The organism is Roseofilum capinflatum BLCC-M114 (assembly GCF_030068505.1).
Lineage (GTDB): Bacteria > Cyanobacteriota > Cyanobacteriia > Cyanobacteriales > Desertifilaceae > Roseofilum > Roseofilum capinflatum.
Window position 1 is genome coordinate 1 of record NZ_JAQOSO010000039.1, and the last position, 14,619, is coordinate 14,619.

Annotated in this window: 11 protein-coding genes; 6 read left to right on the forward strand and 5 right to left on the reverse strand. The window is 47.1% G+C overall.

Annotated elements, in window-relative coordinates:
- Positions 1-85 precede the first annotated feature (85 nt).
- The 4 genes from PMG25_RS07905 to zds all read right to left on the reverse strand — a co-directional run bounded on the left by PMG25_RS07905 (position 86) and on the right by zds (position 5,554).
- Entirely contained in the window at positions 86-775 is a 690-nt protein-coding gene (locus PMG25_RS07905) for a DUF4033 domain-containing protein (RefSeq protein ID WP_283766357.1), read from the reverse strand.
- 8 nt (positions 776-783) lie between these two features.
- Positions 784-2,154 (reverse strand): aldehyde dehydrogenase, encoded by a 1,371-nt coding sequence (locus PMG25_RS07910; protein ID WP_283766358.1) that lies wholly within the window; start codon positions 2,152-2,154, stop codon positions 784-786.
- Positions 2,155-2,187: 33 nt separating this feature from the next.
- On the reverse strand, positions 2,188-3,933 hold the full coding sequence (locus tag PMG25_RS07915) for a mechanosensitive ion channel family protein (protein WP_283766359.1): 1,746 nt from the start codon (positions 3,931-3,933) through the stop codon (positions 2,188-2,190).
- 193 nt (positions 3,934-4,126) lie between these two features.
- Complete coding sequence (gene zds, locus PMG25_RS07920) at positions 4,127-5,554, reverse strand: 9,9'-di-cis-zeta-carotene desaturase (protein ID WP_283766360.1); 1,428 nt, start codon at positions 5,552-5,554, stop codon at positions 4,127-4,129.
- A gap of 139 nt (positions 5,555-5,693) precedes the next feature.
- Here zds and PMG25_RS07925 point away from each other — a divergent pair, with 139 nt between their 5' ends.
- Both PMG25_RS07925 and PMG25_RS07930 read left to right on the forward strand, forming a co-directional pair.
- On the forward strand, positions 5,694-7,031 hold the full coding sequence (locus tag PMG25_RS07925) for a glutamine synthetase family protein (protein WP_347178770.1): 1,338 nt from the start codon (positions 5,694-5,696) through the stop codon (positions 7,029-7,031).
- A gap of 115 nt (positions 7,032-7,146) precedes the next feature.
- Complete coding sequence (locus tag PMG25_RS07930) at positions 7,147-9,828, forward strand: PAS domain S-box protein (RefSeq protein ID WP_283766362.1); 2,682 nt, start codon at positions 7,147-7,149, stop codon at positions 9,826-9,828.
- A gap of 3 nt (positions 9,829-9,831) precedes the next feature.
- On the opposite strand, the gene PMG25_RS07935 is transcribed toward PMG25_RS07930, so the two are convergent.
- On the reverse strand, positions 9,832-10,512 hold the full coding sequence (locus PMG25_RS07935; RefSeq protein ID WP_283766363.1) for a response regulator transcription factor: 681 nt from the start codon (positions 10,510-10,512) through the stop codon (positions 9,832-9,834).
- Between the two features lie 440 nt (positions 10,513-10,952).
- Here PMG25_RS07935 and PMG25_RS07940 point away from each other — a divergent pair, with 440 nt between their 5' ends.
- The 4 genes from PMG25_RS07940 to PMG25_RS07955 all read left to right on the forward strand — a co-directional run bounded on the left by PMG25_RS07940 (position 10,953) and on the right by PMG25_RS07955 (position 14,461).
- Positions 10,953-11,699 (forward strand): phycobilisome rod-core linker polypeptide, encoded by a 747-nt coding sequence (locus PMG25_RS07940; RefSeq protein ID WP_283766364.1) that lies wholly within the window; start codon positions 10,953-10,955, stop codon positions 11,697-11,699.
- A 51-nt stretch (positions 11,700-11,750) separates the two neighbouring features.
- The gene (locus PMG25_RS07945; protein WP_283766365.1) at positions 11,751-12,518 is read left to right on the forward strand and encodes a phycobilisome rod-core linker polypeptide; all 768 of its coding nucleotides are present in this window, start codon (positions 11,751-11,753) and stop codon (positions 12,516-12,518) included.
- A gap of 109 nt (positions 12,519-12,627) precedes the next feature.
- A complete protein-coding gene (locus PMG25_RS07950; protein ID WP_347178769.1) occupies positions 12,628-12,945 on the forward strand; it encodes a CpeR family transcriptional regulator in 318 nt (105 codons plus the stop codon).
- A 106-nt stretch (positions 12,946-13,051) separates the two neighbouring features.
- Positions 13,052-14,461: a sensor histidine kinase gene (locus PMG25_RS07955; RefSeq protein WP_283766367.1), complete on the forward strand. Its 1,410-nt coding sequence runs from the start codon at positions 13,052-13,054 to the stop codon at positions 14,459-14,461.
- Positions 14,462-14,619: the final 158 nt, after the last annotated feature.

Sequence of the window (14,619 nt, forward strand, 5' to 3'; positions counted from 1 at the left end):
TCAACCCAACCTACACTCTTACCCCCAATTTTAAGCTTGCCGGTCCAGTAGGGTGCGTTAGCGTTAGCGCAGGGCATCCAGTAGTTTACTCCCCCCATTCCCCCATTACCGGGCGAAGCGTTGTATCGCGCACGCGAGGGCAAGGTTCAGGCTTCACAGAAGAAATAGCACAATGCTCCGTTAAGCAGGGTTGCTCGAAGGCCGCTTCTTCTTCTAAGGGTTGGGGATACTGTCCAAACACCATTTCACAACTGAAATCTTCAAAGTTGGGAGTCATGGTTAAGGGAATGCCAAATTGTTGGGTAAAGAAATCTTGAGTCGGCAATTTGCACATATTAATGCACATTCCTACACAACCACTGCTTTCTAAATAGCGACATTTTTTAATCTGAACGGCGCTTTTTTGTGGTCGGGCCGTGTGATTTTCACTAATAATTTCTACGGTTTTGGTTTCACAGGGCCCCACCAACCATTGAAATAAGAGCGTCGCAAACCAGGCATTGGCTTCACATACCCATTGAGTCGGTCGAGTTAAGGTACGCACAACGGTTAAAAGGGGGGCGGGAATCAGGGAGTTTAAGACCTTTTTTACCAGTTGCTGTTGCTCCAAGGCATTGCGCCCCTGCATGATGTTCTGGGATACCTCCACGAAGCCTTCATAGCCTCTTTTTGAGCTACCTTTACCCACCACAGCCGCCATTTTGCGGGTGAAAAGGGCAATGAAGAGGCGATCGAACAGATTATCGTGGTAGGTTGTGGGTTCAGGTTGAGTCATAAATCCTGTTAATATCCAAGCAGTTTTTTGAAGAGTTGAAGTTTGTCGCCATAGGGGGGATATCGCAAGTTGAGATCCAGCCAAAACCAGCGTCTTAAGACACTTTTATAATGGCTAAAGGTTTGAAAGCTGGCTAATCCATGATAACTGCCCATGCCACTTTGTCCAACTCCCCCAAAGGGCAGTTGGTGAACGCTAACCTGCAAGATGGTATCGTTGAGGACTGCGGTTCCGGATGAGACTTGTTCTAGCACTTGGCGCTGGATCTGGGAGTCTTGGGAGAAGAGATAGAGGGCGAGGGGTTTGGGACGTTCATTGATTTTGGCGATCGCCTCCTCCAGGCGGTTATACTCTAAAATCGGTAAAATTGGGCCAAAAATCTCCTCCTGCATCACCAAGGAATCCCAAGTCACGTCCTCAATCAAAGTCGGAGCAATATAGCGCGTTTCCGGATTCGTTTTTCCACCACAAAGAATCTTTCCCTCTTGCAGCAACTTTTCCAGAGAATTAAACTGTTTTTCATTAATAATGCGGGCATAATCAGAGCTTTCTTCCGGATTTTCGCCATAGAACGATTGGATTTCAGCCAGCATCGCTTCTGTCAGCTCGGCTTTCACCTTTTGATTCACCAGCACATAATCGGGAGCAATACAAATTTGCCCCGCATTCAGAAATTTACCCCAAACAATCCGCCGCGCTGTGCAAGAGATATCACAATCTTCATCCACAATACAGGGACTTTTTCCCCCTAACTCTAACGTCACAGGCGTTAAGTGTTTCGCCGCCGCTTCCATGACAATTTTGCCGATTCTGGTACTACCCGTAAAGAATATATGATCGAATTTCTGGGCAAGTAGGGCTTGACTCACTTCCGCGTCCCCTTCCACCACCGCAATATAGTTGGGATCGAAATTTTTACCAATAACTTCCGCTAGAACTTGCGAAGTTTTTGGGGAAATCTCCGAAGGCTTAATTACAGCACAATTTCCGGCTGCTATGGCTCCCACCAAGGGGCTTATGGCTAAACTAAATGGATAATTCCAAGGGGAAATAATCAGTACCACACCTAGGGGTTCAGGATGAATTTCTCCAATTGAAGGCCACATCACCGGGGAGGTGAAAGTGCGCTTAATTTTTGCCCATTTATCTAAGTGTTTTAAGGTATAATCAATTTCGGAGATCGGGTTTAACTCGTAATATCCTTCCTGTTCGCATTTGTGTAAATCTTGGTTCAAGCCCTCCAGAATTTTTGACTTATTTTCTACAATAACTGCTCTGAGTTTCTGGAGTTGAGATTTCCGAAAGTTTAAGTTCCTGGGTTGTCCCGTTTGGAAGAATTCTCTTTGTTGGGCAATGATTTGCTCGCAGTTCGGTGTCATAAGTGATGAGTGTATTGTTCAGACTTAGGCCAATTAACCCTGTTCATATTCTAGATCATTTTTTGATGTCCAGGGAATAGAGGGAGTTGAAGAAGTCTGGAGGGGTGAGTCGGGGCGATAAATCATTCCTTGTTGGGGCATTCCCAATTCTAAACCCTGTTGATCAAAGGTTTTCTTGACTCGACGCAGATATTCGCGGATCACAAAGCGATAGACTCCAGGTTTGGTTTCAAAGCGCACTCCGATTTGAGTTCCTCCTGCGTCAATGGAATCCACACCCCGCACTTCAGCTTCGATAATTTGCTCGTTCCAATCAGGATCGTGCCACAGATTTTGGGCTATATCATCCAGCAGTTTCAAGGCATAATCAACATCGGTTTTAGCACTCACGTAAATAAATACTTTCTTTCTTGCCCAATCTTTAGAGGAATTTTGAACGACTCGAATTTCGCTATTGGGAAGGGTGATTAAGCGCCCTTCTTTTGTCCGCAGGCTAGTAATCCGTAAATTAAGGTTTTCGACGCGACCAAAAAATTCATTAATGCTAATCCAATCGCCGATCGCGTACTGGTCTTCAAATAAAATCAGGCATCCGTTGAGAGTATCTTTAATCAGGGTTTGGGAGCCAAAGGAAATCGCAAACCCCAAAATCCCAGCACCGCCTAAGATCGGGGCTAGGGGGATGCCCAAGGTATTCAAAATTAAGAGAGTTCCTAGACCTAACAAAGATAAGGCGATCGCCCCTTTGACAATCGGAGCAAAGCTATTCACTCGCATGGACATGCGGTAGGATTCTTGCTCTGAGTGGGATTGACGTTCAATGAGCATTCGCGAGAGATGATTTAAGCCCACAAAAGAGCTTTCGATCGCAATCTGAGTGACCAGGACAAAAAAGATGATCAGGACGGGTAAATCGAAGAGCCAATTGCCTAAAGGACGAGTCCAGGGGAACCGCCATAAAATCAGGGATAATGCTCCTAAACCAACCAGTAATTGCAACCAGTGTAACACTTGAATTTTAAGCCGTAAGGATTCTTTGGCTTGCTTTTGATGGAGGTCACGATCTAGGGAGGCTAATGGATCGGAGTTTTCTAGGGGAGGTGATGCTTCGGATTCCTGGTTTTGACTCTCTCTTTTGAACTTCGCTTTGATGAATCGTTCTAAATAGAGTAAAGTGGCACTCAATAAAAGGGTTATGCCTAAAATCCCTAGGGAAATTTTTAGTTGGTGCTTAATATAGGCCGGCTGTAGTTCTTCATAGCCTTGAATGAGGATTTGTTTTAAAAGGATACTTCCTTGCGTTGCTAATCGAGGAATCGGTTGCCCATACAATTCACTATCGAGTTCTGTGATTTCTAAAACGATTATCGGTTCAAGCTGGGGAGGATCGGAGGCAATTAAAACGGTATAGCCTTTATAGTCTTCTACCGTTATTTTTAGGCTCTCTGGATTAAATCCGGTAGTGATAATTTGCTGGAGTCTGCTTTCAATTCGGTTAATTCTCTGCTGTAAAGGTGTTTTGCGCCGAAGGTTTTGCTCTGCTAGAGAGGGACGAGCAGCGACATCAAAAAGTTTGCGTCCATTGAAGGTAATTGTGCCATAGACTAATTTGGAATCGTCGGAGGAAACCGTTGATTCTTGATTTCTTTGGAGGATGGAGGGAAGCTGGGGATAGGCAGGAAGGGAAAAGTTAGGGAGGCAGATCGTTAGTATAGCGATCGCCACACCGATCCCGATTAGTCTACCATAGCGCTTGAATAGAGCTTTGCACAATTCCATAGTGGCTTGTCGTAAAGATACAGACTCTTTGGATCGATATCCAGTCTGGGCAATCCCTTAAACTATAGCAGTAAGGTGGGCAGGGTCTGCTTGTCAAATTTGGATGAGATGGCGACATTCTCCTGCCCACCCTACGATACTTTAAACCCAAATTTTCGGTAATCAAAGCTGCGCCCTTTTTAAGGGCGCAAAGTTAACCTAAAATGGCTTGAGCTGCTTGTCGTCCGGACAAGGTTGCCCCTTCCATGCTATCGATATAATCTTGTTGGGTATAGCTTCCGGCAAGGAAAAAGTTAGGAATGGGGGTTTTTTGCGCCGGACGATAGAGATCCATTCCCGGTGCTTCCCGATAGAGAGATTGGGCGAGTTTAACCACAGAATACCAGGTCATGTTGAGATTGCGGGCAGAGGGGAAGAGATCTTGCACTTGTTTTAGCACATGATTGGCGATCGCCTCATTACTTTCCCGAATAAACGGATCGCCAGGCGTTAACACCAACTGTAACAGCGATCCTTGTCCCTCCCGATAATAATCTCCAGGACTCGCCAGGGCTAAGTCAGCAAAGCAGGAAAAATCAGCATCTGCCGTATAGAGTAAATTATCAATTCCAGCCGCTTTTTCCAGTTGCTTCCGTTGCGTTTCATCATTCAATTCTGTCACCCAACCATCAAAGCGCAATTGCACCGTAGCCACCGGAACCGTATCTAACTTATAAATATTATCGAACTCCGGCCACTTGCGCCAATCTGAGGGTAAAAGCTTTTGAATTCCCGGCACATCACAGGCACAAACATAGACATCAGCCGTAATGGTTTCTTCTTTTTCGCCATCGGCAACCATAATGCCCGTCACCTCAGTTTTGCCCTGAGTTTCGGTAAATTGGATTTCTCTGACGCGGCGACGAGTATAGATTTTTGTGCCCCGTTCTTCTAAATAGTTAATAATCGGTTTATGCAGATATTCATGGGGCGATCCTTCCAACATTCTCAGCACCGACGCTTCCGTTTTTGCGGCAAAAAATTGGAAGATGGTGAGCATACAGCGAGCGGAAATATTTTCTGTATCGATAAAACCTAAAGCATAGGCAATGGGGTTCCACATGCGCTTAAGGGAGCCATCCGAGCCGCCCTGCTTGCGGAACCAATCGGCAAAACTGATAGAATCCAGGTTGCGAATCGTCCGCATTGCGCCCTCAAAGTCCACCAAACCGCGTACAATGGGACTGGTTCCTAGGGCGATCGCATTCATCGCCTTATCCTGAACTGACAATTGGGAGGTGGTGAAAAAAGCCTTCAACCCATTAAACGGCGCACCCACCGGAAAGCGGAAATCCAACTCTCCTGTCATTCCTCCCCGGTTAATAAACGTATGGGTATGTTCCTTCAAGCGCAGATTCTCAAACGCCCCTACCTTACGCATTAACTCAAACAGATTGTAATAGCAGCCGAAAAAGACATGCAATCCCATTTCAAGATGATTGCCGTCTGCATCCACCCAACTGCCAACTTTTCCCCCCACAAAGGCGCGGGATTCAAAAATTTCCACCTGATGACCAGCATCAACCAATTCAACGGCAGTAGATAAGCCAGCTAAACCTGCCCCAACAATGGCAACACGCATCGAACGTCCTAAATATTCTTAACAGTTTCTTTACGGATTGTAACAGAGTTTGGGTAAGCTATAGGGACTTCTCCGGTTCATCTCTCAATCCCTCTTTATTCTATGATCGGGATCGCCCCCAACTCTGAACCCAATGGCCATGGATCGTGATATTGAAGCATCTCTCAAAAAAGCTGGAGTCCAATTTATCCGCATTCTCTGGTGCGATAATGGCAATCTGATCCGAGGAAAAGCGGTTCATGTGGGCATGTTAGCGGATTATCAAGCTCAGGGGGTAGGCTTGTCTATGGCTCAACAAGGAATGCCGGTGATTGGCAGTACGCCAGCCTCTGGCAGTGGTTTGGGGCCGGTGGGAGAGGTGCAGTTGATTCCCGATTGGTCTACACTGATGGCTCTACCCTATACTCCAAGCCATGCGCGGGTCATGGGCAATATGATTAAAGATGGAGAACCTTGGCCGGTTTGTCCTCGGCGGTTTTTACGGGATATGGCGGCTGATGCGAAGCTGGAAGGGTTAGAAATTATTGCTTCGTTTGAAAATGAATTTTATTTATTAGAGCGCAGGGGAAACGGGGAAATTGTTCCCAATGACCAAGCGCCCTATTGTTCGACCTATGGCATGGATATTCAGCAACGAATTATTGATGATATTGCCACGGCTCTCAATGAGCAAGGGGTATTAGTGGAGCAGTATTATCCGGAGTCGGGTGCGGGACAACATGAAATTTCCGTGTTGTATACTCAGGCATTGGCGGCGGCTGACCAGCAGGTGGTGTTTCGGGAAACGGTGAAGGCGATCGCCCATTATCATAATCGTATTGCTTCTTTTTTACCCAAAATTTTTCCCGATCAGGCCGGAAGTGGCGCTCATCTCCATCTGAGTTTATGGCATAAAGGGGAAAATTTACTGCCCGACCCCTCCGGACTCTTGGGATTATCGGATCTCGCTCGCTGGTTTATTGGCGGTATCCTCCATCACCATCGCGCCCTCATGGCCATCACCAACCCCATCCCCAACTCCTACCGTCGTCTCCAACCCCATTCCTGGAGCGGAGCCTTTTGCTGTTGGGGGTTGGACAATAAAGAAGCCGCCATTCGGGTCATAAGTAACCCAGAAGGCACAGGTTCCAGCCATTTTGAGTTTAAAACCATTGATGCGGCTGCCAACCCCTATTTAGCCCTAGGAGCCATCATTGCCGCCGGTTTGGATGGAATCCGCAACCAGATCGAACCCCCCCAACCCGTAGATTGCGATCCGGGTACATTGCCAGAAGAGGAACGCCAACATCGCGGCATTCAGTGGCTACCGGAAAGCCTTCTAGAAGCCATAACCGCTTTACAAGAAAATCAGGTATTACTCAGCGCTCTGAGTCCGCCCTTAGCCCAAGCCTATCTAGCCGTGCGCCAAGCGGAATGGGAAATGATGAAAGATTGGGACTTGCAGAAAGAGGTGAAGATGTTGTTAGAGTTCTATTGAGATGGGGGAATGGGGAGTGCGGGCATCTTGCCCGCTTCTTAACCCGTTAGCTAGGGAGCCAGACGCTCCCACTCCGAAATATTCTAGGTTTTGCAGCTTCACCCATTACCGATCCATGCATGTAACAGGTATTAGTATTTTAGGTGGACTGGTGTTGCTGGCGATCGCCACTTACCAAGTTTATCAACAAATTGTTCGCCGCCGCCGGGCCGAACTGAGCTTGAGACAACAAACTCAGCGAGAGCGATTAATCAACGAAATCGCCCAACATATCCGGCAATCTTTGAATCTGGATGAAGTGCTGGCCACGACTGTTGCCGATGTACGCCAATTTCTAGAGTGCGATCGCGTCTTAATCTATCAAATTTATGCCGATGGAACCGGGTGCGCCATTACCGAAACCGTTTTACCCGATTATCCACGTATTTTAGGCGAAGTCTTTCCCGAAGAAGTCTTTCCCAAAGAATATCATCAAGCATACGTTGAAGGTAAAATTCGGGCGATCGCCAACATCGAACAAGCCGAAATTGAATCCTGTTTAGTCGAATTTGTGCAACAATTCGCCGTTAAAGCCAAATTAGTCGTTCCCATCATCCAAACCCTAACCGACATTGAAAGCCCCGACAACCTGCCTCAAACGCCCCATCTGTGGGGTTTACTCATTGCCCACCACTGTCGCCAACCCAGACAATGGCAACCCCACGAAATCGAACTGATGAAACAACTCGCCACCCAAGTGGCGATCGCCATCCGCCAATCCGAACTCTATCAACAACTGCAACACCTCAACACCCAACTCGAACAGCGCGTCGAGCAACGCACCCAAGAACTCGCCCACACTAACCACGCCCTGCGCCTAGAAATTGCTGAACGTCAACGCACCGAAATCGCCCTCCGGCACACTAACCACACCCTACAGTCCCTCATTGCCGCCTCTCCCCGTGCCATCTTCACCCTTGACCTCCAAGACCGGGTACAACTATGGAACCCAGCCGCAGAAAAAATGTTTGGCTGGACAGAACCAGAAGTTTACAATCAATCCAACCCCATCCTCTGCCAAGAAACCGTAGAAGACTACCGCAACCTTCGCCAAGCCTGTCTGCAAGGCATCACTCCCCCCAGTTTAGAACTGCGCCGCTCGAAAAAAGACGGCTCCCCCATTGATATTGTCTTCTCTGCTGCTCCCCTACGCGACAGCAACGACCACATTAGTGGCATGGTTGCCGTTGTCGCCGACGTTACCGAACAAAAACGGCAAGCCGAACAAGTGCGGCTGCTTCAGTCAGTCGTTGTCAATACGAATGATGCTGTTTTAATCACGGAAGCCTTCCCCCTCGATCCTCCCGGCCCCAGGATTCTCTACGTCAATCATGCCTTTACCCGCATGACCGGTTATACCTTAGAAGAAGTGATTGGGCAAACGCCCCGTATTCTCCAAGGGCCAAAAACCGATCGCCAAAAACTGGAACAGGTGCGAACGTCCTTGGCTCAATGGCAACCCTTAACCATGGAATTAATCAACTATCGTCAAGATGGCTCCGAGTTTTGGGTTGAGTTTAGCTTAGTTCCAGTGGCCAACAAGCATAATGAATATACCCATTGGGTTTCCATTCAGCGAGATATTACTGAACGCAAACACACGGAAGAAGCCCTGCGCCGTTCTGAAGAACGCTTCCGTTCCCTGATTGAAAATGCCTTAGATATTATTACCCTTCTCGATCGCCGAGGAAACATTGACTATGCCAGTCCTTCCGTCGAAAAAGTTCTCGGTTATTCCCCCACTCAACTGATGGGTCAAAACTTTTTTGACTTCGTGCATCCCGATGACTCCCAGAAAATTTATCAGCACACCCTCAATAGTCTGGACAGTGAAGATGTGCTACTTCCCATGGAATTTCGCGCCCGACATCAGGACGGATCGTGGCGGATCTTAGAAGCAGTTACCCATCGAGATCAATCCGTGAGTGACCCTGGAGGAGTTACCGAGCGCTGCCGAGGTGTAGAAACTTCCCCAGAGCTAAGAATTGTGGTCAATTCCCGCGATATTACCGCCCGCAAGCGACTGAATGAGGTGAAACTGGCTCTAGAGAGGGAAAAAGAATTGCATACTCTGAAAACTCGCTTTTTCTCCATGGCTTCCCATGAGTTTCGCACCCCCTTGAGTACGGCTCTAGCAGCGACCCAATTGTTAGAACAGTCCTCCCATCTCCATCAAGCTGAAGATCCCCTCAAACGCTCCCGTAATTTACGCAGGATACAGGATGCAATTAAACAAATAATACATCTTTTAGATGATATTCTCACCATTAATCGCGCTGAAGCAGGCAAACTGGAATTTAACCCTGAACCCCTTGATTTACAGAAGTTTTGCCGCCAGTTACTGGAAGAAATTCAGTTAAGTGCTGGTCATCAATATCCCCTGAAATTACGGAGTAATGATCATAACCCATGTGTTTACCTAGACAAAAAGCTCCTGCGATCGATTCTTTCTAATTTGTTGTCGAATGCGATTAAATATTCTCCCGTTGGCAGTGAGGTGGAACTGTCTTTAACCGTTGAGCCGCAGCAAATTGTCTTTGCCATTAGCGATCGCGGTATCGGCATTTCCCCAGAGGATCAAAAACACCTGTTTGAACCCTTCCAACGGGGTCAAAATGTGGGCAATATTCCCGGTACAGGATTAGGCCTAGTGGTCACTAAAAAATGCGTAGAATTGCAAGGCGGCACGCTGAGAGTGGAGAGTCAGATCGACTTAGGCACAACCTTAACCGTTATTTTACCCCTGAATCATTGTTAAGTTTTAACTGGTCTCAACTTTCCCCAACCGATAACCAATACCATGCACCGTTTCAATAAAATCTTCGGGCGCACCAGCCGCTTTTAACTTTTGACGTAAACTGCGAATATGCACTTTAATCGTATCTTCTTCTGGCGGATCTTTGAGCGACCAAATATGTTCAATCATCATATGACGACTCAACACCCGACGACCATTACGCATCAATAATTCTAAAAGGGAATATTCTTTGGGGGTTAAATGTAGGGAGCGATCGCTATAGTTGGCTTCATAGGTGCTAGGATCAAACCTCAAGGCTCCCCACTCTAGAATCGGAGCTGATACGCTGCCTCGACGCAAAAGGGCGCGAACCCTGGCAAATAATTCACCGAGATCGACAGGTTTGACAATATAATCATCAGCTCCAGCATCTAAACCCGCGATTTTGTCACTAACGGTATCACGGGCTGTGATCATTAGAATCGGCATTTGATAACCTTGAAGACGCAGTTGCTTACAGAGACTAATGCCATCAAGATCGGGAAGCATCACATCCAAGAGCAACAGGTCATAATCAAGAGCGTCAAAGTATTCCCACGCGACGGCTCCATTGGCGGCAATGTCCACAACATACAGTTGATCGGTGAGGGCTTCTGCTAGAGTCTCAGCCAGACTTATGTCATCTTCAATTAAAAGAATCCTCATAGGTTACAGTTGCCTTGACTCATTTATTTCAGCTTACAAGAAAACTAAGCATATTCCCTCAGCTCTGACGAGAGCAAGTATTACAAAATGTTAAAATCTGCGAAATTTTAGCAATCTTTCCGATTTCTTTACCGTTTCTTCCCTCTTTTAATTACTTGCCATCTGCTAAATTCCTAAGTTATGGGAAGTTGGTTAATTTAGACAGTTCGCTAGAGGCTGCCCACTGGGTTAGTCTCTAGCCTCCTCCAACCAAAGAATGATAGACAGATCTCTCTGAGATCAATGTCATGCTTGAGAGTTCAGATCGCAAAAATAGGGTGAAGACCAGCCCTGAGACTTGCATATTGGCGATCGCTCAGGGATTTAGAATAGAATCATTGAGTTAGTCTGTCTTTAGGGATTTTTACTCACTCTAACCCGAAATAACATTAGGAGGTCTTATGGCAATTCCCTTACTTCAATATCCCCCAACCAGTCAAAATCATCGAGTGGAGGGATTTGAAATTCCGACTCCGGAAAAGCCTCGACTCTATACCACTGAACTCTTGACTTCATCCACAGACATGGATGAACTAATTTGGGCGGCCTATCGCCAAGTTTTTAATGAGCAACAATTGCTCTCGGTCACCTATCAGAAGTCTCTAGAGTCTCAGTTGAGATCGGGTCAAATTACAGTTCGTGATTTTATGCGATCGCTGCTGGTCTCGGAAACCTTTCGGATACATAACTATGAACCCAATAATAATTATCGGTTTGTAGAACTGTGTATTCAACGGGTACTGGGACGAGAGGTTTATGGAGAGCGAGAAAAATTAGCCTGGTCAGTCGTTTTAGCCACTGAAGGCTTACATGGGTTCATTGACCAACTCCTCAATAGCGAAGAATATCTGACCCATTTTGGCGATCGTACCGTTCCCTATCAACGGCGGCGTATTTTGCCCCAACGTTCTCAGGGAAACTTACCCATTGCCAGGATGCCTCGTTATGGAGAAGATTATCGCCAGAAATTAGAAGAATTGGGTTATTTTCAACCCCCTAAAACAGACTATCGTTGGTCATGGCAACAGCCTCCTTATCCCGCTTGGATTCGTCTAACGGGTAAGCTCATTGCTTTCAGTGGTGCTGGATTACTAGCATTAGGAGTCGGAGCAGTCGCCTTAGCAGCCTGGGGCATTATTCCCCTATAAGGGCAACCCCAATTTTGTGAAAACAGTTTGAAAAAAATTAGGACATTCTCAATGAGTATAGTATTAGATGCACCCCTTGAACTTTGGAAAACCAGTAGCTTAGATGAACAGCAAGCGGTGATTCGTGCTGTTTATAAACAAGTGTTGGGCAATCCCCATGTGATGGAAAGCGAGCGACTGGTTACGGCTGAATCTCAATTGACCCAAGGGAAGATTACAGTGCGTGAATTTGTACGGGCGGTCGCTAAATCTGATTTTTACCGTCGCCGTTATTTTGAATCGTGCGCTCCCTACCGCTTTGTAGAGTTGAACTTCAAGCATTTATTGGGACGTGCCCCTGTGGATCAAAAGGAAATTTCCGAACATATTTCCCTGTGTATTGGGCAAGGATATGATGCCGAGATTGATTCCTACATCGATAGTATGGAATATCAAGAAAAATTCGGAGAAAACATTGTTCCCTACTATCAAGGTGCAAAGAGTCAGAGCGGACAAAAACAGGTTGGGTATAACCGTACTTTGTCCTTGTATCAAGGCAATGCGGGGGTAGATAGTGCGTTTAGGGCTTCCCGGTTGGTGCAGGAAGTGGCCACCAACTCAGCCACTAAAATTAAGTTGCCTTCTACTGGCGGTCGTCTCGTTGGGTACAAAGATGCCACAGAGAAGACGTTTGAAATTTTGGTGAAAGGATCTAAGTTTGATGCTCCCCGTCGTGTGAGTACAACTCGATATGTCGTTTCTGGGGCAAAATTGAGTCCCCAAATCCAGCGAATTCATCGAGCAGGCGGTAAGATTGTTAGCATTACAGAACTCGCTTAATCAGCGTTATACCACTGTGCCCTGGTAGTCAATGATTAGACAAAAAAACAAGGGGTTGAAGCCCCTTGTTTTGATCTAGAGAGTTGAGAAGTTCCGAGTGGAGAGAGCTGTGATACCCCCAGTGGCTTGTCAAAAAATGCGAAATTGGATCAGAAATCGCTATTTGATCTGCTCCGGTAGTTTTTTTATCTTTCAAAGTTTAGAATATTCAGCCGTAGAACGCTTTGAAGAATGTGTCTCTAGTCTGGGTGGAACATTGATTTCCGTAGAACCGGCTAGACGGGTTTGGATTGGTCAACATCGACAGGTCATTTTGTATCAAGCAAAGGCAAGCTTACATACCCCCAATCATGGGTTAAAACAGTATTGGTTACAATACGGTAGTTTCTATACGAAGTTTAATGACCCTTGCGGCGAGGATGGGTGATCCGGGAATTGCAACTGCTTTATTCGGTTCTACTCCTAGTCAATGGGCTGAAAATACCGATACCCTCACAGATAATAGCTGTCATACTTGCAGAGATTGGGGGGATATGGTTATGTTTGAGTGGACGCTGCCGACGTTAAGCGAGATTTTAGCACGGGCTGAACCGATCGCCGATCGCCAAAATAAAGCCGAACGGAGTTGGTATGGGGCGATCGCCGCCTTAAATGAGTTGCTCGATCGGCTGGAAGTGGCTCAGGGGTTAATCCTCTCTAGTTCTCCGATCTTGGCCCATCCCCATCCCCAGATCACCAGTTGGCTGTTTTCGCCCCTGCAAGAAGGGCACTCTACCCTATTTCAGCTCCCTCCAGCCTCTTCCCAACCCGGACTAGGGTTGCGGTTCACTCCTGTATGGTCAGGCGATCGCCAATCTTGTCCCCTGACTCCCACCACCCCATTACTGCCCCAAGATCCTCTGCGGGGCGAACAGTTTGCTCTGGTTTTAACCCCCTCATTGAGTTTGGTGATGGTGGTTTCTCCCCAGAAGAATACAGAGCTGGGTTTTCAGTTTTCCTTTGACCCCCAGGAGATTGAGAGCGCTTGGAGAGCCTTGCGATCGCGAGTCTCGGCGACCGGAACCCCAGACCAGATCCCCTATCTGGAGCGCTTTTACCAGCAGTTTCCCCCCGTTGCGCCCCCCTATCAAACGGTGATGGATTTTAGTCGCTTAATGCTGCAACATCTCCCAGAACCCCAAGGAACGGGATCGACGGCTGAAAAACCCTCGGAGATCGCCAAAAAGATCGCTTCTCCAGCGCCTTCTCCTGCTTCCCCTGCTCCTCAACCCGATCTGGAGTTACTCAAGGCGATCGCCCATGAAGTCAAAACCCCCCTAGCCACCATCCGCACCTATACACGGCTATTGCTCAAACGCTCTCATCTTCCCCCGGAAGTATTAAAACGCCTGCAAACTATCGATCGTGAATGTACGGAACAGATCGATCGCTTTAATCTGATTTTCCGGGCCGTTGAACTCGAAACCACGCCCACCAAGTCTCAATCGACTCATTTAACCCCAACCTCTCTGGCCCAGGTGTTTCAAGAGAGTATTCCTCGATGGCAAAAACAAGCCAGTCGTCGGAATGTCACCTTAGATGTGGTTTTACCCCAACAGACCCCTACCGTGGTTAGCGATCCCCATCTGTTGGATCAGGTGTTAAGCAATGTGATTCAGAATTTCACCTCCACCTTACCCACGGGTTCCCATGTGCAAGTGGAAGTAACTCCCGCAGGCGATCAACTGAAACTGCAATTAATCTCGGAAACCTCTCAAACTTGCTCCAGTTTGTCAGGGTTTAAGGCCTTGGGTCATGTGTTGATGTTTCAACCGGAAACAGGGAACTTGAGTCTCAATTTGAGCGTGACCAAAAACTTGTTTGAGGCGATCGGGGGTAAACTGTTGATTCGTCAACGACCTCAGCACGGAGAGGTGATGACGATTTTCTTACCCATCCGGTGAAGGATTCAACAGGGCAATGCTAGATTGAAAGTATTTGGGCAACAACTGGATGAGTTGAAAATTTTCAGCCCGACTCTGAATGGGGGTGCAGAGAGTGAACTCTATCTATGGAAACCCTTTTTAATTCAACAGACCAATCTCAATTGTGCTGACACTTA